General features: G+C 54.3%; 21 protein-coding genes. 6 read left to right on the top strand and 15 right to left on the bottom strand.

Features of this window, described 5'->3' with window-relative positions:
* Positions 1-60: 60 nt before the first annotated feature.
* The 3 genes from tyrB to dnaB all read right to left on the bottom strand — a co-directional run bounded on the left by tyrB (position 61) and on the right by dnaB (position 3,912).
* Complete coding sequence (gene tyrB / locus FDW95_RS14050) at positions 61-1,254, bottom strand: aromatic amino acid transaminase (RefSeq protein WP_137363533.1); 1,194 nt, start codon at positions 1,252-1,254, stop codon at positions 61-63.
* Positions 1,255-1,385: 131 nt separating this feature from the next.
* Entirely contained in the window at positions 1,386-2,465 is a 1,080-nt protein-coding gene (gene alr / locus FDW95_RS14045) for an alanine racemase (RefSeq protein ID WP_115259702.1), read from the bottom strand.
* 31 nt (positions 2,466-2,496) lie between these two features.
* A complete protein-coding gene (dnaB, locus tag FDW95_RS14040) occupies positions 2,497-3,912 on the bottom strand; it encodes a replicative DNA helicase (RefSeq protein ID WP_096758712.1) in 1,416 nt (471 codons plus the stop codon).
* 61 nt (positions 3,913-3,973) lie between these two features.
* Between dnaB and FDW95_RS14035 the strand changes: the two genes are divergently transcribed.
* Positions 3,974-4,957 (top strand): quinone oxidoreductase, encoded by a 984-nt coding sequence (locus FDW95_RS14035; protein ID WP_115259703.1) that lies wholly within the window; start codon positions 3,974-3,976, stop codon positions 4,955-4,957.
* Positions 4,958-5,184: 227 nt separating this feature from the next.
* On the opposite strand, the gene pspG is transcribed toward FDW95_RS14035, so the two are convergent.
* The 3 genes from pspG to FDW95_RS14020 all read right to left on the bottom strand — a co-directional run bounded on the left by pspG (position 5,185) and on the right by FDW95_RS14020 (position 7,139).
* Positions 5,185-5,427, bottom strand: coding sequence for an envelope stress response protein PspG (pspG, locus tag FDW95_RS14030; RefSeq protein WP_096758714.1), 243 nt, complete (start codon positions 5,425-5,427; stop codon positions 5,185-5,187).
* Between the two features lie 133 nt (positions 5,428-5,560).
* Positions 5,561-6,559 (bottom strand): tRNA dihydrouridine(20/20a) synthase DusA, encoded by a 999-nt coding sequence (gene dusA / locus FDW95_RS14025; protein WP_096758715.1) that lies wholly within the window; start codon positions 6,557-6,559, stop codon positions 5,561-5,563.
* A 91-nt stretch (positions 6,560-6,650) separates the two neighbouring features.
* Complete coding sequence (locus FDW95_RS14020) at positions 6,651-7,139, bottom strand: cupin domain-containing protein (protein ID WP_115259704.1); 489 nt, start codon at positions 7,137-7,139, stop codon at positions 6,651-6,653.
* Between the two features lie 117 nt (positions 7,140-7,256).
* Here FDW95_RS14020 and zur point away from each other — a divergent pair, with 117 nt between their 5' ends.
* The gene (gene zur, locus FDW95_RS14015) at positions 7,257-7,775 is read left to right on the top strand and encodes a zinc uptake transcriptional repressor Zur (RefSeq protein ID WP_096758717.1); all 519 of its coding nucleotides are present in this window, start codon (positions 7,257-7,259) and stop codon (positions 7,773-7,775) included.
* A gap of 44 nt (positions 7,776-7,819) precedes the next feature.
* On the opposite strand, the gene FDW95_RS14010 is transcribed toward zur, so the two are convergent.
* From FDW95_RS14010 to FDW95_RS13995, 4 genes are all read right to left on the bottom strand, one after another.
* Complete coding sequence (locus tag FDW95_RS14010; protein ID WP_096758718.1) at positions 7,820-8,029, bottom strand: CsbD family protein; 210 nt, start codon at positions 8,027-8,029, stop codon at positions 7,820-7,822.
* Positions 8,030-8,165: 136 nt separating this feature from the next.
* Complete coding sequence (gene dinF, locus FDW95_RS14005) at positions 8,166-9,485, bottom strand: MATE family efflux transporter DinF (RefSeq protein WP_115259705.1); 1,320 nt, start codon at positions 9,483-9,485, stop codon at positions 8,166-8,168.
* Positions 9,486-9,616: 131 nt separating this feature from the next.
* Positions 9,617-10,225 carry a transcriptional repressor LexA gene (gene lexA, locus FDW95_RS14000; RefSeq protein WP_096758720.1) on the bottom strand — a complete coding sequence of 203 codons (609 nt, stop codon included), beginning with the start codon at positions 10,223-10,225 and terminating at the stop codon, positions 9,617-9,619.
* Between the two features lie 109 nt (positions 10,226-10,334).
* Complete coding sequence (locus tag FDW95_RS13995; protein ID WP_045438520.1) at positions 10,335-10,703, bottom strand: diacylglycerol kinase; 369 nt, start codon at positions 10,701-10,703, stop codon at positions 10,335-10,337.
* 170 nt (positions 10,704-10,873) lie between these two features.
* On the opposite strand from FDW95_RS13995, the gene plsB reads away from it, so the two are divergent.
* Positions 10,874-13,294 carry a glycerol-3-phosphate 1-O-acyltransferase PlsB gene (gene plsB, locus FDW95_RS13990; protein WP_115259706.1) on the top strand — a complete coding sequence of 807 codons (2,421 nt, stop codon included), beginning with the start codon at positions 10,874-10,876 and terminating at the stop codon, positions 13,292-13,294.
* 52 nt (positions 13,295-13,346) lie between these two features.
* Here the strand turns inward: plsB and ubiA are convergent, their stop codons facing one another.
* The 5 genes from ubiA to malK all read right to left on the bottom strand — a co-directional run bounded on the left by ubiA (position 13,347) and on the right by malK (position 18,518).
* Positions 13,347-14,219 (bottom strand): 4-hydroxybenzoate octaprenyltransferase, encoded by an 873-nt coding sequence (gene ubiA / locus FDW95_RS13985; protein WP_096758722.1) that lies wholly within the window; start codon positions 14,217-14,219, stop codon positions 13,347-13,349.
* A gap of 13 nt (positions 14,220-14,232) precedes the next feature.
* The gene (ubiC, locus tag FDW95_RS13980) at positions 14,233-14,730 is read right to left on the bottom strand and encodes a chorismate lyase (RefSeq protein ID WP_096758723.1); all 498 of its coding nucleotides are present in this window, start codon (positions 14,728-14,730) and stop codon (positions 14,233-14,235) included.
* A gap of 180 nt (positions 14,731-14,910) precedes the next feature.
* On the bottom strand, positions 14,911-15,861 hold the full coding sequence (gene malM / locus FDW95_RS13975) for a maltose operon protein MalM (protein ID WP_115259707.1): 951 nt from the start codon (positions 15,859-15,861) through the stop codon (positions 14,911-14,913).
* Between the two features lie 113 nt (positions 15,862-15,974).
* A complete protein-coding gene (locus FDW95_RS13970; RefSeq protein ID WP_115259708.1) occupies positions 15,975-17,333 on the bottom strand; it encodes a maltoporin in 1,359 nt (452 codons plus the stop codon).
* A 75-nt stretch (positions 17,334-17,408) separates the two neighbouring features.
* Positions 17,409-18,518 carry a maltose/maltodextrin ABC transporter ATP-binding protein MalK gene (gene malK, locus FDW95_RS13965; protein ID WP_096758726.1) on the bottom strand — a complete coding sequence of 370 codons (1,110 nt, stop codon included), beginning with the start codon at positions 18,516-18,518 and terminating at the stop codon, positions 17,409-17,411.
* A 371-nt stretch (positions 18,519-18,889) separates the two neighbouring features.
* Between malK and malE the strand changes: the two genes are divergently transcribed.
* The 3 genes from malE to malG all read left to right on the top strand — a co-directional run bounded on the left by malE (position 18,890) and on the right by malG (position 22,716).
* Positions 18,890-20,080 (top strand): maltose/maltodextrin ABC transporter substrate-binding protein MalE, encoded by a 1,191-nt coding sequence (gene malE, locus FDW95_RS13955; protein ID WP_096758727.1) that lies wholly within the window; start codon positions 18,890-18,892, stop codon positions 20,078-20,080.
* A gap of 186 nt (positions 20,081-20,266) precedes the next feature.
* Positions 20,267-21,811, top strand: a complete 1,545-nt coding sequence (malF, locus tag FDW95_RS13950) for a maltose ABC transporter permease MalF (protein ID WP_115259709.1) — start codon at positions 20,267-20,269, stop codon at positions 21,809-21,811.
* A gap of 14 nt (positions 21,812-21,825) precedes the next feature.
* Complete coding sequence (gene malG, locus FDW95_RS13945; protein ID WP_115259710.1) at positions 21,826-22,716, top strand: maltose ABC transporter permease MalG; 891 nt, start codon at positions 21,826-21,828, stop codon at positions 22,714-22,716.
* Positions 22,717-22,767 lie beyond the last annotated feature (51 nt).

Genomic DNA, 22,767 nt, shown 5'->3' with positions numbered 1-22,767 from the left:
AGGCCGGATAAGGCGTTACGCCGCCATCCGGCAACACTGTGCGAGAAATGACAAATCCGGTTACATGACAGCAGCAAACGCTTTTGCCACACGCTGGACGTTACCGTAATTCAACCCGGCGACGCACATGCGGCCGCTGGCGATCAGGTAAACCCCGAATTCATCACGCAGGCGATCGACCTGGGCGGCACTCAACCCGGTATAGCTGAACATACCGCGCTGTTGCAGAAGGTAGTCAAAGTTACGGCCCGGTATCTCGGCATGGAGAACATTGACCAATTCCTGACGCATCGCCAGGATGCGGGTACGCATCGCTTCTACTTCCGCCAGCCAGTTGGCTTTAAGCGCGTCATCGCCCAGCACGGCGGCAACCACCTGCGCACCAAAGTTAGGTGGACTGGAGTAGTTACGACGCACCGTGGCTTTTAACTGCCCCAACACGCGACCCGCAGTCTCGGCGTCTTCGCACACCACGGAAAGGCCGCCGACACGCTCACCGTATAAAGAGAAAATTTTAGAGAACGAGTTGCTGACCAGGGCAGGCAATCCAGCGCTGGCAATGGCACGGATCGCATAGGCGTCGTCTTCCATTCCCGCGCCAAATCCCTGATAGGCAATATCAAGGAAAGGGATTAGATCGCGCGCTTGCAGAATCTCGATAACCGCATCCCACTGCGCGGGCGTCAAGTCCGCACCGGTCGGGTTATGGCAGCACGGATGCAACAGTACAATGCTGCGAGCCGGTAAGGTGTTCAAGGTTGCCAGCAGGTCGTTGACGCGCACGCCGTTAGTCGTGTTGTCATACCAGGGGTAAGTACTCACTTCGAATCCAGCCCCTTCAAAAATCGCGATGTGATTTTCCCATGTCGGATCGCTGACCCAGACGCCAGAATCAGGGAAGTAACGCTTCAGGAAATCCGCACCTACTTTTAACGCACCGGATCCCCCCATTGTCTGAATCGTCGCCACACGCTTCTGTTGAAGCATCGGATGTTCCGCGCCAAACAACAGTTGCCCAACGGTCTGGCGATAGCTGTTCAGGCCTTCCATCGGCAGGTACAGCGAGGCCCCATGAGGCTTGGCATTGAGCCTTGCCTCTGCTTCTACCACTGCCTTAAGCTCAGGAATAATCCCGTCTTCGTTGTAATACAGACCGATGCTGAGATTCACTTTGTCACGACGTGAATCTTCCTTGAAGCGCTCCATGAGCGATAAAATCGGGTCGCCGGCGTAGGCGTCAACTTTTTGAAACACGTGGTGGTTCTCCAGGTTTACAGACAGGGGATAAGAACACAATAAACCGGAAGCGGGAGAAGATCGAGAGGATGTTGAGAGGATTATTGCCGGATGGCGGCAGAACCGCTTTATCCGGCAGACAGCCAGATTCAGTCCACGTACTTCATCGCTACCCTTGATGTCAGGCGCGTGATAAGTTCGTAAGCACTTACTTTCGTTATTTCAGCAATGCGTTCAACGGGCAGACCATCGCCCCACAGAATCACCGGATCGCCGGCTTTTTCCTGCGCTTCTGGTCCCAAATCAACGCAGATCATGTCCATTGCCACACGACCAACAATCGGCACTTCCCGACCATTGACCAGTACCGGCGTGCCGGACGGCGCTGCACGCGGATACCCGTCGCCATAGCCCATCGCCACCACACCCAGGCGCGTGTCACGCGCGCTTTCCCACGTTCCACCATAGCCAACAGGTTCGCCCGCTTTGTGCTCGCGCACGGCGATCAGGCTGGAGGTGAGCGACATCACCGGCTGGCAGCCAAAATCAGTCCCGGCGGAATGATTCTCCAGCGGCGATACGCCATACAGAATTAGCCCCGGACGCGCCCAGTCGAAATGGGACTGCGGCCACAGCAGGATACCGCCAGATGCGGCAATAGAACGCTGTCCCGGCTTGCCTTCACAAAAACGATTGAAGATATCGAGCTGCTTTTCCGTCGCGCCACATTCGGGTTCGTCTGCACGGGCAAAGTGGCTGACGATGTTGACCGGCTGACGCACGTTTTTACAGTGGGTCAAGCGTTGATAAAACGCCTCAGCCTGCTCCGGACGTACGCCCAGACGGTGCATCCCGGTGTCGAGCTTCATCCAGACGGTGACGGGTTCTGCCAGTTCAGCCGCTTCCAGCGCCGCAAGCTGCTCCTCATTGTGCACGGCAGTATGCAGCCGCTGTGCGGAGATGGTCGGCAGATCGGAGGCATCGAAAAAACCCTCCAATAGCAGGATGGGTTGCGTGATCCCACCCGCGCGCAGTCGCAGAGCTTCTTCAAGACGAGCGACACCAAAAGCGTCCGCATCAGGGAGCGTTCGCGCGGTCTCTAACAGACCATGGCCGTAAGCGTTCGCTTTCACCACCGCAACCAGTTTACTGGCAGGTGCCAGTTCACGCAGACGTTGCAGGTTGTGTCGCAGAGCGCGGCGGTTAATGACAACAGTTGCCGCTTGCATTTGAATTCCTTAATAAATGGACGACGGAGCGTTACTCATCGTCATACTGTGGTCCGGCATAATTATCGAAGCGTGACCACTGGCCGTTAAACGTCAGGCGCACCGTACCGATTGGGCCGTTACGTTGCTTACCAATAATAATTTCCGCGATGCCTTTTAAGTCGCTGTTTTCGTGATAAACCTCGTCACGATAAATAAACATGATTAAGTCGGCATCCTGCTCGATAGACCCCGATTCACGGAGATCCGAGTTGACCGGACGCTTGTCGGCGCGTTGTTCCAGAGAGCGGTTAAGCTGCGACAGCGCCACCACCGGCACATGCAGTTCTTTTGCTAATGATTTCAGCGAGCGCGAAATTTCAGCAATTTCCAGCGTACGGTTATCGGAGAGCGACGGCACCCGCATCAGCTGCAGGTAGTCGATCATAATCAGTCCGATACCGCCGTGTTCACGGGCGATACGGCGTGCGCGCGAACGCACTTCCGTGGGCGTCAGGCCGGAGGAGTCATCAATGTAGATGTTTCGTTTCTCCAGTAAGATCCCCATGGTGCCGGAAATTCGCGCCCAGTCTTCGTCATCCAACTGACCGGTACGGATTTTAGTCTGGTCTACGCGCGACAGCGATGCCAGACAACGCATCATGATCTGTTCGGAGGGCATTTCAAGACTGAAGATAAGTACCGGCTTATCCTGCAACATCGCCGCATTTTCGACGAGGTTCATTGCAAACGTCGTTTTACCCATCGACGGACGCGCGGCGACGATAATCAGGTCCGACGGCTGTAGACCGGCAGTCTTTTTGTTGAGGTCGTCGTAGCCGGTATTCACCCCGGTTACACCGTCATGCGGCTGCTGGAACAGCTGTTCGATGCGCGCGACGGTGGCGTCGAGCACTTCGGTAATATTTTTCGGGCCTTCGTCTTTATTGGCGCGGCTTTCGGCGATTTTAAAAACGCGGGATTCCGCGAGATCCAGCAAATCTTCACTGGAACGCCCTTGCGGATCAAATCCGGCCTCCGCGATTTCGTGGGCTACCGAAATCATGTCGCGCACGACGGCGCGTTCGCGGACGATATCCGCATAGGCGCTTATGTTCGCCGCACTTGGCGTATTTTTAGATAACTCAGCCAGATAGGCAAAACCGCCGACGCTGTCGAGTTGCCCCTGCACTTCCAGCGACTCGGCCAGGGTTATCAGATCGATGGGTTTGCCCATCTCCTGCAAACGATGCATTTCGGTGAAGATATGCCGGTGCGGTCGGGTGTAAAAATCCTCCGCGACGACACGCTCGGCAACATCGTCCCAGCGTTCGTTATCCAGCATTAAACCGCCCAACACCGACTGTTCCGCTTCAATCGAGTGCGGCGGTACTTTCAGCCCGGCGACCTGCAGATCGCGGTCACGAGCATCAGTCTGTTGTTTGTTGAAGGGTTTATTTCCTGCCATAGTGAATGGAGTTACCGAGATAATGATTGGGTCGAAAGATTACCACATTTCTGGAGGAAGCATGGCAACACGTATTGAATTTCACAAGCACGGCGGCCCTGACGTACTGAAGGCTGTGGACTTTACGCCCGTTGATCCGACCGAGCATGAAATCCAGGTCGAAAACAAAGCGATTGGCATCAATTATATCGATACCTACATCCGCAGCGGACTGTATCCGCCCCCTTCTCTGCCCAGCGGACTCGGCACCGAAGCGGCCGGCGTGGTCAGCAAAGTCGGTAGCAAAGTAACCCACATCAGCGTTGGCGATCGCGTGGTCTACGCCCAGTCAATGCTCGGCGCCTACAGTTCCGTACATAATGTCCCCGCCGATAAAGCCGCCATTTTACCGGATGCCATCTCGTTTGAGCAGGCTGCCGCGTCCTACCTGAAAGGGTTAACCGTTTTCTATCTGTTGCGTAAAACCTATGAAATCCAGCCTGACGAGCCGTTTCTGTTCCATGCCGCCGCAGGCGGCGTTGGTCTGATTGCCTGCCAGTGGGCAAAAGCATTGGGGGCAAAGCTAATTGGTACCGTCGGCACTGCGCAAAAGGCGCAAATTGCATTACAGGCCGGCGCGTGGCAGGTGATTAACTATCGCGAAGAGAGCATTGTCGAGCGGGTTAAAGAAATTACGGGCGGTAAAAAAGTCCGGGTAGTTTATGACTCGGTGGGTAAAGACACCTGGGAAGCCTCGCTGGACTGCCTGCAACGCCGGGGATTGATGGTGAGTTTTGGTAATTCTTCCGGGCCGGTGACCGGCGTTAACTTAGGTATTCTGAACCAGAAAGGCTCGCTGTACGCCACACGCCCTTCTCTGCAGGGTTACATCACCAACCGCCATGAATTGACCGAAGCCAGTAATGAGCTATTTTCACTGATTGCCAGCGGCGTGATTAAAGTCGATATCGCGCAAGGTCAGACGTTTGCGTTAAAAGATGCCCAGCGGGCGCATGAAGTACTGGAAAGCCGGGCCACGCAGGGGTCGAGTTTGCTGATCCCGTGATACTTCTCCCTTAAATAATTCAAGCAGCCAATACGCCTGCGGTTTGAATTATGACGGGGAAGAAAAGAATTAGGGCTTCCCGTAGGAAGCCCTTTCTTTTTTAGTTCGGCTGTATGTAGGGTACAGCTCGATGAATTCGTTAACCGCGCAATAGTGACAGATTTAATAATCAATTCCTATTTGGTTCTAAAGGCAATGTTGCAGGTTGTGATGTACCGCTCAATACCTTAGTAAAATCGACGGTTATTGCGCTGATAGTGCGGGACTTTTGGCGCTTTTATGGCCTTGATAACCCACACCACGGCGACAGCCAATAACAGCCATGGCAGCAGTTTTATCATCAGCGCAAACATCCCGCCGAGGAACATCACGGCGGTCGCCACCATCAGCGCAGCCAGAATCCCCAGCAGCGACACGCCGGTGACCATCAGCATGACAAAAAAGCCAATAACAAAAAGTAGTTCCAGCATGATGCTCTCCCATAATGAATTTCTGCTTAAACCATTACAAAAATCATGCCAGAATTAATTGATTGATTTATAAAGAAAAAGCACCGCGTCAGTGCGCAGGGCGTGGTGAAATTGACTAACTTTTGGTGAACAATTAACGTTTGTCTGCCACCAGCTTCAACGCATGTTCCAGCACGTTGATATCCGCACCGGCTTTGTGCGCATTTTCGCTCAGGTAACGACGCCACTGACGCGCGCCCGGAATGCCCTGGAACAGCCCCAGCATATGGCGGGTAATATGTCCCAGATACGTTCCCTGGCTCAGTTCCCGTTCAATATACGGGTACATGGCGCGCACCACGGCAACAGGGTCCACGTCAGCACCCGTTGAACCGAAAATTTCGCGATCCACGGATGCCAGAATACCGGGGTTCTGATAGGCTTCACGTCCCACCATCACGCCATCCATATGTTCAAGGTGCGCTTTCGCCTCTTCCAGCGATTTAATGCCGCCGTTGATCGACATGGTCAACTGCGGGAAATCACGCTTCAGTTGGTACACGCGGGCGTAATCCAGCGGTGGGATTTCACGGTTTTCTTTCGGGCTCAGCCCGGACAACCAGGCCTTGCGCGCATGAATGATAAACATCTCACATTCTCCTTTGCCGGAGACCGTGTTGATGAAATCACACAGAAATTCGTAGCTGTCCTGGTCATCAATGCCAATACGGGTTTTGACCGTCACCGGAATTGACACCACATCGCGCATCGCCTTGATGCAGTCGGCAACCAGTTGCGCATTGCCCATCAGGCAGGCACCAAACATCCCGTTTTGTACGCGATCAGAGGGACAGCCCACGTTGAGGTTTATCTCGTCATAGCCCCGCGCTTCCGCCAGCTTCGCACACTGTGCCAACGCGGCCGGGTCGCTACCACCAAGCTGTAAGGCTATCGGATGCTCTTCGTCGCTATACGCCAGATAGTCGCCTTTACCATGAATGATTGCCCCGGTGGTTACCATCTCCGTATAGAGCAGCGTCTGGCTGGACAGTAAGCGCAAAAAGTAGCGGCAGTGTCTGTCCGTCCAGTCGAGCATCGGCGCGATAGAAAAACGATGTGCAGGGAAAGCGGTGGACTGAGATTCAGGCAGCATGGCGAATAATTAAGCATCCGGTTAAAAAAGGGGCGCCACTATAGCATAGACCGCGACGATAGTGAGCCACATCGTCACGGCCCCCCTCATGCTATTTCGATCCGGGTTTACCGTCGTGGGAACCAAAAAACTGTGGTGGATGGTCAACCCAGCGATCCTCGCGCGTGGCCGCATACACCGGATTCAGTGGGTAATAGATACGGTTGAATTTTTTATTTGCCTCGCCGACGACCAGCAGTCGCACCTCTTCACTGGTGTTATTGATAAAGGTGTGACACACGCCGGTTCCCGCTGGAAATCCGACGCTATCCCCCGGTTCCAGCTTCCATAAATAGCCGTTAATCCAGGCCTCCGGATACCCTTCCAGCACGTAGATAAACTCTTCTTCGTCGCTTTCGGCGTGAGGGTACGAGGTGCGACGGCCCGGAGGCAGGCGTTCATGGTGAATGCCGAGGCGACCCAAGCCCAGCTTACGAGCAAGCGGTGCGCCGATAGAAAACAGCTCATCACTTCCGGGATAGGTAGCGTCGTCAGCCCCCTCCACCTCACGCCAGTGGCGAATACAATCCGGTCTTTTCATTTTATATTTTCCAGTATTGCGATGCGTCAGGTATAGCACACCACGGCTGATCTCGGCGTTTTATGCAGAACATGATAAAGTAAGGGATTAACCTTCCACGCAAATCGAGGCGCAAAAATGGAAAGAACCCCTACGCAGGAGTTGCTGGCTCACGCTGAAAAACTCTGTGCGCAACGTAACGTGCGACTCACGCCGCAACGCCTCGAAGTGCTGCGCCTGATGAGCCTCCAGGAAGGGGCAATCAGCGCATATGACCTGCTGGATTTATTACGGGAAACTGAACCACAGGCTAAACCGCCTACCGTCTATCGTGCGCTCGATTTTCTGCTCGAACAAGGTTTTGTCCACAAGGTAGAATCCACCAACAGCTACGTGCTTTGCCATTTGTTTGATCAGCCCACCCACAGCTCCGCGATGTTCATTTGTGACCGCTGCGGCGTGGTGAAAGAAGAGTGTGCGGAGGGCGTGGAAGACATCATGCATACGCTGGCGGCCAAAATGGGCTTTGCCCTACGTCATAACGTAATTGAAGCGCATGGACTGTGTCAGGTCTGTGTGGAAGTTGAAGCCTGCCGTCATCCTGGCGACTGCCAGCATGATCACACGATTCAGGTAAAAAAGAAGGTCGGGCGTTAAGCGAGAGAACGTACATCCTTGTACATTCAGGCGGGAGGGGATAATTACCAACGGTAGTCGTTGCGGGTTTCCCAATCCTTCACTTCTTTCTCCGCCTGATCTTTCGCATAACCGTAACGTTCCTGGACTTTACCCACCAGCTGGTCACGCTTACCTTCAATGACCGTCATATCATCATCGGTCAGTTTGCCCCATTGCTCTTTCACTTTACCTTTCAACTGCTTCCAGTTACCACCGACTTCGTCTTTATTCATCATCAAATCCTCATCGTTAGGTTGTGAATAGCGAGAGTGCTGCGTCCAGACACGCTATGTTTTTGCTGGACGTGAGAATAAGTGTAGTCAGTGATTCTGAGTTCTATTTATTATTCGGAATTTTTAACCATACGAGTCAGGAAAACCAGGTGCCATTTCGCCAGTGACGCTGCCAGATAAAAGCCAGCGAGAGTCCGCGCAGCGCCAGAAAAACGGCGAGTGCCAGCCACAAACCGTGGTTGCCTAACAGCGGTAACGTGAATAAGGTTAAGCCGAATCCTGCAGCGGCAACGGCCATACTGTTACGCATTTCCGCAGCACGCGTTGCGCCAATAAACATGCCGTCCAACAGGTAACACCAGACGCCCACCAGTGGTAACACCACCTGCCAGATAAGGTAACGATCGGCCAGTTGCTGAATCTGCGGTAGTGAGGTCAACGACGCAATAATGTGCTCGCCAAACAGGGCATAGACCAGTGAAAAATGGATCGCCACTATGCCCGACTGTCGACACGCCGCGCGCCAGACATCCAACAGTTGGCTGCCATCCCGGGCACCATAAGCCTGACCAGAGTGCGCTTCCACGGCATAGGCAAATCCGTCCAGCGCATAGGCGGTGAAGGTCAACAGGGTCATCAGAACGGCGTTGACCGCAATAATATCGCCCCCGAGACGCGCCCCGAGTACCGTAATCGCACCAAAACACAGCTGCAGCAACAGCGAACGCAGCATGATGTCGCGGTTAAGCGCCATCAGACGGCGGAAGTTTCCGCGCCATGCCTGTTTCAGCATCATGAGCGAAACACCGCGCAGGTGGAGAACCTTGCGCACCATCAGCAGGCCAATCAGCAACGTGGCATATTCGGCAATCACCGTCGCCAGCGCGGCGCCCTGCACGTTCATATGCAGCCCCATCACCAGCCATATATCGAGCACAATGTTGAGGATATTGCCGACAATCAACAGGATCACCGGTGCTCGCGCGTACTGAACGCCCAGCAGCCAGCCGAGCAGTACCAAGTTCGCCAGCGAGGCAGGCGCGCTGAGCCAACGGATTTCAAGGAAGCGCCGGGCCTGTTCCAGTACCGCTTCGCTCCCCCCCACGATGTGTAACGCCAGATCGATAATCGGCGTACGAAATAGCGCAATTGCCGCCCCCGCCCCCAAAGCCAGAATCAGCGGCTGCACCAGCGCACGGGCCAACGCCTGCGGATTTTTTGCGCCAAATGCCTGAGCCGTCAGCCCGGTGGTACTCATGCGTAGAAAGAGCAGCAGCATAAAGAGAAAACTGGTTGCCGTCGCCCCCACGGCGACACCACCCAAATAGACCGGGCTATCCAGATGACCAATCACAGCCGTGTCCACCAGTCCCAGCAGGGGAACGGTGATATTGGAGAAAATCATTGGCAGGGCAAGGTGCCAGAGTGCTTTATCAGAGGAGGTAAAAAAAGGCATACAGGAGAGCCTGAGAAGACGTTAGAGATACTGGAAAAAGTCGTATAGGCCCGGTAAACAGAGTGCCACCGGGCACGTTGCCGGATGACGACGTAAACGTCTTATCCGGCCTACAGGAAATCAACAGACCGTTACAGCCATTCACCGTTACGGATAACGCCGACGGCCAGTCCTTCAATGGTGAAGTTCTGCTCACGCAGGTCGACAACGATCGGTTTGAACTCGCTGTTTTCTGGCAGAAGCTCGACCTTATTGCCCTGTTTTTTCAGGCGTTTAACCGTCACTTCATCATCAATGCGGGCAACAACCACCTGGCCGTTACGCACGTCCTGTGTCTTATGCACTGCCAGCAGATCGCCATCCATAATACCAATGTCTTTCATTGACATACCGCTGACGCGCAGCAGGAAATCAGCATTAGGTTTGAACAGGGATGGATCAACCTGATAGTGGCCTTCGATGTGCTGTTGCGCCAGCAGCGGCTCACCTGCAGCAACGCGGCCTACAAGCGGTAATCCTACCTCTTCTTCATGCAACAGACGAATACCACGCGATGCACCAGAGACGATTTCGAGCACCCCTTTACGCGCCAGCGCTTTAAGGTGTTCTTCAGCCGCGTTTGGGGAACGGAATCCCAAACGCTGCGCGATCTCCGCACGCGTCGGTGGCATACCTGTCTGGCTGATGTGATCCCGAATGAGATCAAACACCTCTTGCTGCCTGGCCGTTAACGCTTTCATTCCGCCCCCTGGGTGTATATACAGTTATGCTGTGAGTATATACAGCTAAAGGCGATTTTGGAACCGCAAACTGCACAAAAAACAGGAGATTTATGAAGTTGTGGAATCCTTATCGAAAATGGGACCACAACAGGATGCCCCAGGTGATCAGGGCGACAAAAATAGACAGCAGAACAGCCGCAGACCCCATATCTTTCGCTCGACCGGAAAGTTCGTGATACTCCGATCCAATACGGTCGACCACTGCTTCAATAGCGCTGTTTAAGATTTCAACGATCATCACCAGCATTACTGAACCAATCAACAACACACGGGTAATGGCGTCGACGTCCAGCCAGCAGGCGATGGCGACGCCCAGCAGTACGGCAACGCTTTCCTGACGAAATGCCGCTTCATTTATCCATGCGGCGCGAAAACCTTTCCACGAGTAGCCAGCAGCTTTGATAATTCGGGTGAATCCAGTGGTATTATTGGCCATCAAAAGAACCTTTTTACATTATTAGCGTCAATGTCATTGTAACGTTACCCCGTTTGTTTCAGGGTGTGGCAAAGCAGCGCGAAGTATGACGGGATACACCAGAAATTCACTAAACTTTCTGATATCCTTGCAGCGCATTTGCATTATTAACCAGAGGCTTTACATCGTTTATGTCCGGCTGGCCACGAATTTACTACAAATTACTGAATTTACCATTAAGCGTCCTGGTAAAAAGCAAGTCTATTCCGGCAGAACCTGCCCCGGAGTTGGGACTCGATACATCTCGTCCCATTATGTACGTCCTACCGTACAACTCAAAAGCAGACTTGCTGACGCTACGTGCCCAATGTTTGGCGCACGATCTTCCCGATCCCCTGGAACCGCTGGAGATAGACGGGACTTTACTGCCGCGCTACGTGTTTATTCACGGCGGTCCGCGTGTGTTCACCTATTACACGCCAAAAGAAGAGTCCATCAAGCTGTTCCATAACTATCTCGATCTGCATCGCAGCAATCCTGACCTGGATGTGCAGATGGTGCCGGTTTCGGTGATGTTTGGCCGCGCGCCTGGCCGCGAAAAAGGTGAAGTCAACCCGCCGCTGCGCATGCTGAACGGCGTACAGAAATTCTTCGCCGTTTCCTGGCTCGGCCGCGACAGTTTTGTCCGTTTCTCGCCGTCGGTCTCTCTGCGCCGCATGGCAGACGAACACGGTACGGATAAAATCATCGCCCAGAAACTGGCGCGCGTGGCGCGTATGCACTTTGCCCGTCAGCGTTTGGCCGCTGTTGGCCCGCGCCTCCCTGCCCGCCAGGATCTGTTTAATAAGCTGCTGGCCTCAAAAGCAATCGCCCGTGCGGTAGAAGATGAAGCCCGCAGTAAAAAAATCTCCCACGAAAAAGCGCAGCAAAATGCCATTGCGCTGATGGAAGAGATCGCCGCCAACTTCTCCTACGAGATGATCCGCCTGACAGACCGTATTCTGGGATTCACCTGGAACCGACTGTATCAGGGTATTAACGTTCACAATGCAGAACGCGTTCGCCAACTGGCGCACGACGGGCATGAAATTGTCTATGTCCCCTGCCACCGCAGCCATATGGATTACATGCTGCTGTCGTACGTTCTGTATCACCAGGGGCTGGTTCCTCCGCACATTGCGGCCGGGATCAACCTGAACTTCTGGCCGGCTGGCCCGATTTTCCGCCGCCTGGGTGCGTTCTTTATTCGTCGTACCTTCAAGGGCAATAAGCTCTATTCCACCGTCTTCCGCGAATACCTCGGCGAGTTGTTCAGCCGCGGTTATTCGGTTGAGTACTTTGTCGAAGGTGGGCGCTCACGTACCGGTCGTTTGCTGGATCCGAAAACCGGCACGCTGTCGATGACCATCCAGGCAATGCTGCGCGGCGGTACGCGTCCTATCACCCTGGTGCCGATTTACATTGGCTACGAGCACGTGATGGAAGTCGGCACCTACGCGAAAGAACTGCGTGGCGCGACAAAAGAGAAAGAGAGCCTGCCGCAGATGCTGCGTGGCTTAAGCAAGCTGCGTAATCTGGGTCAGGGCTACGTCAACTTTGGCGAACCGATGCCATTGATGACCTACCTCAATCAGCACGTGCCGGAGTGGCGTGAGTCTATCGATCCTATCGAGTCGATTCGCCCTGCCTGGCTGACGCCGACGGTCAATAACATTGCCGCCGATCTGATGGTGCGCATTAACAACGCCGGTGCGGCCAACGCCATGAACCTGTGCTGTACCGCGCTACTGGCATCCCGCCAGCGTTCCCTGACCCGCGAGCAGTTAACTGAGCAGCTTGATTGCTACCTCAGCCTGCTGCGTAACGTACCGTATGCATCAGATGCAACGGTTCCGACGCAGAGTGCCAGTGAGCTTATCGATCACGCCCTGCAGATGAACAAGTTTGAGGTCGAGAAAGATACCATCGGTGACATCATCATTCTGCCGCGCGAGCAGGCGGTATTGATGACTTACTACCGCAACAATATTGCGCATATGCTGGTACTGCCGTCACTGATGGCGGCGATTGTGACTCAGCATCGCCGGATTTCACGCGTCGCATTGCAGCAACATATTGATGCACTGTATCCGATGCTGAAAGCCGAGCTGTTCCTGCGCTGGGAGCGCGATGAGCTTACAGGGGTGATCGACGAACTGGCTGGAGAAATGCAGCGTCAGGGTCTGATTACGTTGCAAAACGATGAGCTGCAAATCAACCCGGCACGCTCCCGCACGCTACAGCTGCTGGCCGCAGGTGCGCGTGAGACTCTGCAGCGCTACGCCATCACCTTCTGGCTGCTGAGCGCGAATCCGTCGATCAACCGCGGTACGCTGGAGAAAGAGAGCCGCACCGTCGCTCAACGTCTTTCCGTACTGCACGGTATCAACGCACCGGAATTCTTCGATAAAGCGGTGTTCAGTTCCCTGGTGCTGACCCTGCGTGACGAAGGCTACATCAGCGACACCGGAGATGCCGAGCCGGAAGAGACGATGAAGATTTACCAGATGCTGGCCGAACTGGTGACGTCGGATGTCCGTCTGACCATCGAGAGCGCCACTCAGGGTGAGTAAGCATGAAAAAACCGGTCGAAATGACCGGTTTTTTTTTATCGCAGACTAAAACTCAAAGATGCCAGTAACTCATCGCAAGGCCTAAGAACAACACCAGGCCCACGTAGTTGTTATTCATAAATGCTTTAAAGCAGGCATCCCGCTCGCGGTTAACGATCAGCTTCTGCTGATACACAAACAGCGCCCCTGCTACCAGCAAAGACCAGTAATAGCCCAGCGCCAGTCCGTTCAGCCAGCCCACCAGCGCCATCAGCACCAGTACGCCCACTTGCAGAAGACCAATAATCAGTTTGTCGTTTTGGCCGAACAGGATAGCGGTCGATTTAATGCCAATCTTCAGGTCATCATCGCGGTCGACCATCGCATATTGGGTGTCATAAGCCACTGCCCAGAGAATATTGGCCAGAAACATCAACCAGCAGCTGAGCGGCACCGACTCGCTCACGGCGGCAAACGCCATCGGGATAGACCAGCCAAACGCTGCACCCAGCACCACCTGCGGCAGGTGCGTATAGCGCTTCATGAAGGGATAAACCCACGCCAGCGCCAACGCGGCAATCGACAACAAAATGGTCATCGTGTTGAGCGTCAGGACCAGCAGGAAGGCGAGCAGCACCAGCACAACAAACAACGTGCGGGCTTCTTTCTCCGTCACGGCACCGCTTGGCAGCGGTCGGTTCGCGGTGCGTTTCACATGACCGTCAAATTTGCGGTCAGCGTAATCATTCACCACGCATCCGGCGGCGCGCATTAACCAGACGCCAGCCACAAACACCGCCAGGATCCACAATTGCGGAACCCCAGGGGTCGCCACCCACAACGCCCACAGCGTTGGCCAGAGCAGCAGTAAGGCGCCGATTGGCTTATCCGTACGCATCAAGCGGTGAAACGCCAGCAGCTTATTCTGCGTCAGACTCCACTCCATCTTTATCTTCCTCTCAGTACAACGGCGATGCAGGTAAAAAAAGCTCGGTAAGCATCAGTGGCTTACCGCTCAGCCGCAGGCGGGAACGACGCCCCCACAGCTCTGCATCGCGGCCAATCTCAATAAAATCTCGGGTCAATGTCGATGACGTAAACAGGTAGCGCCCGAGCGGGGTTTTCCCCAGATTTTGCAAGGCCAGTTCAGGGCCACACAATGTCGATTCCGGCACCACGGTGCGCCCGGCAAGCCAGGGTTCACCATCCGCGCAGAGCAGGATTTCACGTAACCAATAGCGGGATTCTGTCGGCAGCAGCGTCAGTTCTTCGGCCACCTCATTTTGCCCAACAAATCCTTCTCGTATCAACGTTACGCTGACCTGCTTTCCCTGCTGCTCAAAACGTTGGGTCATGGAGTCTTCCAGTAACAACCAGTCAAGCAGTTGGGGGTCCAGCGTCGGGATCGCATCAAAATAACGCAGCGCACGCAGTTGCGTTAACGCAGGGTGTGGCATGCCTTACTCTCCGATTTATCACGTTCAGGCATTGTATCGCAGAAAAGGCATTACGGGGTGAGCAAACATGATTAAGTGATCGGCGGAGCAACACAAGCATAACAAGTAGCATGGAAGGATAAAAAAAGGTGCGCCAGGAGACGCACCAGTTGTTGCAAAATCAGCAATGTGGGGAGACGGTTACCCCTTGCCTTTTACACTGCTGATAAAGGTGGAACGGGCAGATTTGGATCCCAGACGTTCAGCTTCATCAAGCAGCTTCAGCGCTTTATCGACATCGCCTTTCGCCACAGCATCCTTAATCGCCTGGTTAAAATAGCTTTCCGTGTCGTTCAGCATCGGCTCGCTTTTCTGCGGGGCTGGTGCGGCGACCGGGGCAGCTGCCACCGCAGCCGGAGCCGCATAGGCCGCTGCTGGTGCGGCAGTGTTGCCCACCGTCACCGGTCCCGGACCGGATGAGCCAAACAGCGGCCCGACCAGCACGCTGGAGGAGGAGCTGGTTTTGACTTTTAGTTTCAGCAAGCCATCTGTGGTATGACGGGCGATCGGATCCGGGATATCCGGCACGGCGTTACCCACGCCCTTGGCATAGGCTTTTGCCGGGTCAAGCAGAGTCGTGGTCTGCTGGAGATCTTTCTCGGTGGTGAAGACCAGAACATAGAGCTTCTGCTGGCCCAGCGCTGGCGTCAGGCGCATGACCCCTTCCAGGCGATCCGCGCTCATCACGCCGGGCTCCTGATAGGTGAAATAGCTGCTGGGGAAGAAAGCAGATGGCGTCATGTTCTGATCAAGAATCAGGACGTTTGGCGCAAATACGCTGGTTTGTTTGTTCACTTCACTGGAGAGCGTCAGGGTCAGCTCACCAATATTGGCCGGTACGCTATAGGCGGCAACCGGACCGCTAATTCCCGCCACGTCCAGACGCTGACCGGCGGTTGCAAGCTGCGTGGACTGTACCTTAGATTGATCAACAGGCGTCCAGGCTAATTGTTGCAGTGCGGCAGTGGGGATTGCGGGTGCGCCGGTGGTGTTCTGCGGCACAAAATTCACATCGGCCAGGCTGATGCCGGGCGCACTGGCAAATAACCCTGCAGATAAACAAAGGGCAACGAGACTTTTCTTCATTTTCATTGTTATCACCTCAGATAGCATGGGTTCAGCGGTGGCCAGGCAATAGCGCGCTAAACCTTAAGTAAGAGGGGCTTACGCCCCTCTTTCGGTCTTTACGTCAGGTTAATGCTGGATTACCACCAGATTTCCATCTGGGCACCGAAGGAGAACTCATCGCTGTCGCCACGGCTGGTGGTGCTGAGACCGGAGTTGGTTGCTGCCGCGAGTTTGGTAACGTCGTTACCATTTTTCACGTAGCCCCACTCTTCATCCCATTTGGCATAGGTTGCGAAGACACGGATTGCCGGACGAGACCAGATGCTGTCGCCCGCCTGCCATTGTTGCGCCAGGGTAATTTTGTACTGGCTGTTGCGATCGCTGGTCTGCTGCGATTTCACGTTGTCATAACCCACTTCCAGCAGGGTACTCATGATCGGCGTCCATTTGTACATCGGACGGATACCCACGGTGTACCATTCGGTACCCAGGTCGTTATCCATGTCGAGGTTCTGGTACATACCGACGTACATCAGGTCCCATTTATCGCCCAGCGAGATAGCACCGTGGTCCAGCACGCGGAACAGGCTACCGTTGTTATTCACCACGTTATTGGCGAAGTTAGTCTTAGTACCATCTGGATTGGTAATGGTTGTCGTAGAAGAACCGTAAGAGCCCTGGTTCAGGCCTTTACCCTGCGTGGTCATGGAATCTGTCGCATACTGAACAACAAACTTGTTATAGCCTTTCAGCATGCTCTGAGTATGTTCAGCGGTGAACATCCAGCCATCTTTTGATGCGCCATCTGCCAGGCTGTAGTCGTCGGTGGTGTTAGCACGACCGTAGTCCACACCCAGTTCCAGCATACCGTCCGGGTTAATCGCCATTTGCGCTAAACGCACGTCGAACACGTCGTTGGCGGTGTCTTTGGTACGATCATAAATATTCTGGCTGCTGAACGCGTAAGAGCCGCCCGCTTCCTGAGAACGGGTCGCTGCCAGCGCCAGTTTACCGAAGCCCAGATCGATGTTTTCAATACCGGCACCAGGACCTGAAATATCCCAGTAGTAGAAGTCGATCATGTGCACATCATGACGCTGGTAGAAGCGCTTACCGGCCCAAATGGTGGAACCTGGCAGCCATTCAATCAGGTTTTTACCCTGCACGTTTGCTTCACGGAATGCCGGGTCAGTTCCTTCCCAGTCATTCTGCTGTGCGACGGAGTAGGCGACGTTAGTGTCGAAGTAGAAGCTCTTATCGCCCTCTTTCCACACTTCCTGACCCAGTTTAATTTCCGCATAGGTTTCACATTCGTTACCGAGACGGTATTTACTTTGTGCACCGGTTGCCTGGAAACACTGTTGTTCGCCGCCACTACCCGTCCAGCCGATACCGGAACGAGCATAACCATGGAAATCCACGGCCATTGCCTGAACAGACATAATGCCTGCTGCTACAGCAACCGCCAGAGGGAGTTTGCGCAGAGTAATCATCATTCTATCTCCTGAGATCATTGCTTTTCTTTGAACGCTTCACCTTGACGGATTTGCGCTTTTTTTTAATGGGACACCTTAAACGCCCGGCTCTTGATGCAACCGACGACATGCAGTGCCATCTTCACGGAACAGATGGCAACGCTCTGGCGGCAGGCCGATAGCGAATGTGGCACCCTCTTCTACCAACACCACGTCATTCTGGCGGTACACCAGGTTTTGACGGATGGCGGGGATCTGGATATGAATTTGCGTTTCGTGGCCCAACTGCTCAACCACCTGAACTTCACCTTCGAGGGTGACGTCAGCGATATCGCTGGGCAGCAGATGTTCCGGGCGAATACCTAAGGACATGTTGGCGCCAACCTGCACGGCACGGCTTTCTACCGGTAGCCAGATTTGCTGGCGGTTAGGTAATTCAACCTGTACTTGGTCGATTGCGGTTGCGGTGACTTTCACCGGCAGGAAGTTCATCTTCGGTGAACCAATAAAGCCCGCCACAAAGCGGTCGGCTGGGTAGTGGTACAGCTCCAGCGGCTTGCCGACCTGCGCGACGCGGCCCGCATCCAGCACCACGATTTTGTCAGCCAGCGTCATCGCTTCGACCTGATCGTGGGTGACGTAAATCATCGTGCGGCCCAGACGTTTATGCAGGCGGGAGATTTCAATACGCATCTGCACACGCAGTGCTGCATCCAGGTTAGAAAGCGGTTCATCGAGCAGGAACACGCGCGGTTCAGCCACCAGCGTACGGCCAATCGCCACGCGTTGACGCTGACCGCCAGAGAGTGCTTTTGGCTTACGCTCAAGCAGGTGCGCCAGCTGCAGGACTTCAGCGACCTGATTCACACGCTGGTTCATGACGTCTTTTTTGGCACCGGCCAGTTTGAGACCGAAAGACATGTTCTCGGCGACGGATAAATGGGGATACAGCGCGTAGGACTGGAAGACCATACCCACGCCGCGTTCGGCGGGCGGGATGTCGTTCATTCGGGTGTCCCCGATAAACAGGTCGCCGCTGGTGATGGTTTCCAGCCCGGCGATCATACGCAGCAAGGTCGACTTACCGCAGCCTGACGGTCCGACAAATACCACGAACTCTCCTTCGTGAATGTCGAGATTGATATCCTTCGATACCACCACGTCACCCCAGGCTTTCGTTACATTTCGCAGCTGTACGCTCGCCATGCCCTTCTCCCTTCGTTACAACCTGTCATCGACAGCAACATTCATCATGGGCTGACTATGCGTTATCCATTAGGAGCGTGAATCCTCCACCCCCCAGCTTTTTTATGGGGGAGGAGGCGGGAGGATGAGAGAGTCGCGTCTGAGACCCGGGCCGTACGCCGCCAAGGAATTTCGTGATGTCGCCCGCAAAAATCAGTGGGTTTTTATGTGCGCCAGCACGCATTACTCACATTTCTGTAACACAGATCACATAAAGAATGGGTGGGGCGTAGGGGTAAGGAGGATGGAAAGAGGTTGCCGTATAAAGAAACTAGACACCGTTAAGCCACCTCTGTGTATCCAAGCGCACATCACCAAAAAGGATGGGGAATATGAAAATCAAAACCGGCGCACGCATCCTCGCATTGTCTGCATTGACGACGATGATGTTTTCCGCCTCGGCTCTCGCCAAGATTGAAGAGGGCAAACTGGTTATCTGGATCAACGGCGACAAAGGCTATAACGGCCTCGCTGAAGTGGGTAAAAAATTCGAGAAAGACACCGGCATCAAAGTCACCATTGAACATCCGGATAAGCTGGAAGAAAAATTCCCGCAGGTTGCCGCGACCGGTGACGGCCCGGACATCATCTTCTGGGCACATGACCGTTTTGGCGGCTACGCGCAATCGGGTCTGTTGGCTGAAGTTACGCCAGACAAAGCGTTCCAGGACAAACTGTTCCCGTTCACTTGGGATGCCGTACGTTACAACGGTAAACTGATCGCCTACCCGATCGCCGTTGAAGCACTGTCGCTGATTTACAACAAAGACCTCGTGCCAAACCCACCGAAAACCTGGGAAGAAATTCCTGCACTGGATAAAGAGCTGAAGGCGAAAGGCAAATCTGCCCTGATGTTCAACCTGCAAGAACCGTACTTCACCTGGCCGCTGATTGCTGCCGACGGCGGATACGCGTTCAAGTTTGAAAACGGCAAATACGACGTCAAAGACGTGGGCGTGGATAACGCTGGCGCGAAAGCGGGTCTGACCTTCCTGGTTGACCTGATTAAGAACAAACACATGAACGCGGATACCGACTACTCCATCGCTGAAGCGGCCTTTAACAAAGGCGATACCGCGATGACCATCAACGGTCCGTGGGCCTGGTCGAACATCGATAAGAGCAAGGTGAACTACGGCGTAACGCTGCTGCCAACCTTCAAAGGCAAAGCGTCTAAACCTTTTGTCGGCGTACTGAGCGCCGGTATTAACGCCGCCAGCCCGAACAAAGAACTGGCGAAAGAGTTCCTCGAAAACTACCTGCTGACCGATCAGGGTCTGGATGAAGTGAACAAGGACAAACCGCTGGGTGCCGTCGCGCTGAAATCCTTCCAGGAAGAGTTAGCGAAAGATCCACGTATCGCGGCCACCATGGGTAACGCCGAGAAAGGCGAAATCATGCCGAACATCCCGCAGATGTCTGCATTCTGGTATGCCGTTCGTACCGCAGTGATCAACGCCGCCAGCGGTCGTCAAACCGTTGATGCTGCGCTGAAAGATGCACAAGGTCGTATCACCAAGTAATACGGTTTCCCTTATTTCTTAGGGAATCAGGTTTATTGAATACGTTGTTACACGAAATCATTCGCGCTACATCGAGGCGGCAAGGATGCAAATCCCCAGGAGCTGACAAAAGTCAGTGACTGGGGTGCGCATTCGCAGCCAACAAAGAGGTAGCGTGAAGGATAAAGTGTAAAGAGGAAGATCCCCATGGATGTCATTAAAAAGAAATACTGGTGGCAAAGCGACACGCTGAAATGGTCAGTGATGGGTCTGCTGGGTCTGCTGGTGGGCTACCTTGTTGTTTTGATGTACGCTCAGGGGGAGTACCTGTTTGCCATCATGACGCTTATTTTAAGCTCTGCTGGCCTGTATATTTTCGCCAACCGTAAAGCCTATGCCTGGCGCTATGTCTATCCTGGCGTGGCTGGTATGGGGTTATTTGTTCTGTTCCCACTCATTTGCACCATTGCGATTGCCTTTACCAACTACAGCAGTACCAACCAACTGACCTTTGAACGCGCCCAGGAAGTCCTGATGGACCGTTCTTATCAGGCGGGTAAAACCTACAACTTTGGTCTGTATCCGGCGGGTACGGAGTGGCAACTGGCCCTCATCGACGGTGAAACAGGTAAAAATTATGTCTCCGACGCCTTTAAATTTGGCGGCGAGCAGAAACTACAACTGAAAGAAGCCGAAGCGCTGCCAGCAGGTGAACGTGCCACGCTGCGTATCATCACGCAAAACCGCCAGGCGCTGACCCAACTGACCGCCGTGCTGCCGGATGACAGCAAGGTGATTATGAGCTCGCTGCGCCAGTTCTCTGGTACGCAGCCGCTGTATACGCTTGCTGATGACGGCACGCTCACCAACAATCAGAGCGGCGTAAAATACCGTGCCAATAACGATATTGGTTACTACCAGTCACTCGCGCTAGACGGTAGCTGGGGTACAGATAAACTCAGCCCAGGCTATACCGTCGCCATCGGCTGGGATAACTTCACCCGCGTCTTTACCGATGAAGGCATTCAGAAACCGTTCTTCGCGATCTTTATCTGGACCGTTGTCTTCTCGGTGCTCACCGTCATCCTGACCGTTGCCGTCGGTATGATTCTGGCCTGTCTGGTGCAATGGGAATCGCTGAAAGGCAAAGCAATTTATCGCGTGCTGCTGATTCTGCCTTACGCCGTGCCGTCGTTTATCTCGATACTGATTTTCAAGGGGTTATTTAACCAGAGCTTCGGTGAAATCAACATGATGTTGAGCGCGCTGTTCGGCATCAAGCCGGCCTGGTTCAGCGACCCAACCACCGCGCGTTCGATGATTATCATCGTCAACACCTGGCTGGGCTATCCGTACATGATGATCCTGTGCATGGGGCTGCTGAAGGCGATTCCCGACGATCTGTATGAAGCCTCGGCAATGGATGGCGCTGGCCCATTCCAGAACTTCTTTAAGATTACGCTGCCGTTGCTGATCAAGCCGCTGACGCCGCTGATGATCGCCAGCTTTGCCTTTAACTTTAACAACTTCGTGCTGATTCAGCTGTTGACCAACGGTGGTCCGGACCGACTCGGTACCACCACGCCAGCCGGTTATACCGACCTGCTCGTCAGTTACACCTACCGTATCGCCTTTGAAGGCGGCGGCGGTCAGGACTTCGGTCTGGCGGCGGCAATAGCCACCCTGATCTTCCTGCTGGTTGGCGCGCTGGCGATTGTGAACCTGAAAGCCACACGTATGAAGTTTGATTAAGGGAGATAACGACAATGGCTATGGTCCAACCGAAATCACAAAAGTTACGTTTATTCGCAACGCACTTAGGTCTGCTGATTTTTATCGCGGCAATTATGTTCCCGCTGCTGATGGTCATTGCCATCTCGCTGCGCGAAGGTAACTTCGCCACCGGCAGTCTGATCCCGGAAAATATCTCCTGGGAACACTGGAAACTGGCGCTGGGCTTTAACGTGGAACACGCGGATGGCCGCGTGACGCCGCCTCCGTTCCCGGTGCTGCTGTGGCTGTGGAACTCGGTGAAAGTGGCCACCATTACCGCGATCGGTATCGTGACCCTCTCCACCACCTGTGCTTACGCCTTCGCCCGCATGCGCTTCCCAGGTAAAGCCACGTTGCTGAAAGGCATGCTGATTTTCCAGATGTTCCCGGCAGTACTGTCGCTGGTGGCGTTATATGCCTTGTTTGACCGTCTGGGCCAGTACATTCCGTTTATCGGTCTGAACACCCACGGTGGCGTGATCTTCGCCTACCTTGGCGGCATTGCGCTGCACGTCTGGACAATCAAGGGGTATTTCGAAACCATCGACGGTTCACTGGAAGAAGCGGCCGCGCTGGATGGCGCAACGCCGTGGCAGGCATTCCGCCTGGTGCTGTTGCCGTTGTCGGTGCCGATTCTGGCGGTGGTGTTCATTCTGTCGTTCATCGCCGCAATTACCGAAGTCCCGGTCGCCTCACTGTTATTGCGTGATGTGAACAGCTATACCCTGGCAGTCGGTATGCAGCAGTATCTCAATCCACAGAACTATTTGTGGGGCGACTTTGCCGCTGCAGCCGTGCTTTCTGCTATTCCGATCACCCTGGTGTTCCTGCTGGCCCAGCGCTGGCTGGTTAACGGCCTGACGGCAGGCGGTGTGAAAGGCTAAGTTTCATCGATGTACCCGCCCGGCAACGGGCATGCCACTGCAACCCTCAAT

This window comes from Citrobacter sp. wls718, from assembly GCF_005280945.1.
Lineage (GTDB): Bacteria > Pseudomonadota > Gammaproteobacteria > Enterobacterales > Enterobacteriaceae > Citrobacter > Citrobacter gillenii.
This window is presented reverse-complemented; position numbering and strand designations above follow the sequence as displayed.

What these genes read in the sequence shown, in the direction of transcription:
- malK (WP_096758726.1), bottom strand. Translation starts at nt 18,518, where the DNA reads ATGGCGAGCGTACAGCTGCGAAATGTAACGAAAGCCTGGGGTGACGTG.
- dinF (WP_115259705.1), bottom strand. Translation starts at nt 9,485, where the DNA reads ATGCCTTTTTTTACCTCCTCTGATAAAGCACTCTGGCACCTTGCCCTG.
- FDW95_RS13995 (WP_045438520.1), bottom strand. Translation starts at nt 10,703, where the DNA reads ATGGCCAATAATACCACTGGATTCACCCGAATTATCAAAGCTGCTGGC.
- malE (WP_096758727.1), top strand. Translation starts at nt 18,890, where the DNA reads ATGAAAATCAAAACCGGCGCACGCATCCTCGCATTGTCTGCATTGACG.
- plsB (WP_115259706.1), top strand. Translation starts at nt 10,874, where the DNA reads ATGTCCGGCTGGCCACGAATTTACTACAAATTACTGAATTTACCATTA.
- malM (WP_115259707.1), bottom strand. Translation starts at nt 15,861, where the DNA reads ATGAAAATGAAGAAAAGTCTCGTTGCCCTTTGTTTATCTGCAGGGTTA.
- ubiC (WP_096758723.1), bottom strand. Translation starts at nt 14,730, where the DNA reads ATGCCACACCCTGCGTTAACGCAACTGCGTGCGCTGCGTTATTTTGAT.
- dusA (WP_096758715.1), bottom strand. Translation starts at nt 6,559, where the DNA reads ATGCTGCCTGAATCTCAGTCCACCGCTTTCCCTGCACATCGTTTTTCT.
- dnaB (WP_096758712.1), bottom strand. Translation starts at nt 3,912, where the DNA reads ATGGCAGGAAATAAACCCTTCAACAAACAACAGACTGATGCTCGTGAC.
- zur (WP_096758717.1), top strand. Translation starts at nt 7,257, where the DNA reads ATGGAAAGAACCCCTACGCAGGAGTTGCTGGCTCACGCTGAAAAACTC.
- malG (WP_115259710.1), top strand. Translation starts at nt 21,826, where the DNA reads ATGGCTATGGTCCAACCGAAATCACAAAAGTTACGTTTATTCGCAACG.
- FDW95_RS13970 (WP_115259708.1), bottom strand. Translation starts at nt 17,333, where the DNA reads ATGATGATTACTCTGCGCAAACTCCCTCTGGCGGTTGCTGTAGCAGCA.
- FDW95_RS14010 (WP_096758718.1), bottom strand. Translation starts at nt 8,029, where the DNA reads ATGAATAAAGACGAAGTCGGTGGTAACTGGAAGCAGTTGAAAGGTAAA.
- FDW95_RS14035 (WP_115259703.1), top strand. Translation starts at nt 3,974, where the DNA reads ATGGCAACACGTATTGAATTTCACAAGCACGGCGGCCCTGACGTACTG.
- FDW95_RS14020 (WP_115259704.1), bottom strand. Translation starts at nt 7,139, where the DNA reads ATGAAAAGACCGGATTGTATTCGCCACTGGCGTGAGGTGGAGGGGGCT.
- alr (WP_115259702.1), bottom strand. Translation starts at nt 2,465, where the DNA reads ATGCAAGCGGCAACTGTTGTCATTAACCGCCGCGCTCTGCGACACAAC.
- malF (WP_115259709.1), top strand. Translation starts at nt 20,267, where the DNA reads ATGGATGTCATTAAAAAGAAATACTGGTGGCAAAGCGACACGCTGAAA.
- pspG (WP_096758714.1), bottom strand. Translation starts at nt 5,427, where the DNA reads ATGCTGGAACTACTTTTTGTTATTGGCTTTTTTGTCATGCTGATGGTC.
- ubiA (WP_096758722.1), bottom strand. Translation starts at nt 14,219, where the DNA reads ATGGAGTGGAGTCTGACGCAGAATAAGCTGCTGGCGTTTCACCGCTTG.
- lexA (WP_096758720.1), bottom strand. Translation starts at nt 10,225, where the DNA reads ATGAAAGCGTTAACGGCCAGGCAGCAAGAGGTGTTTGATCTCATTCGG.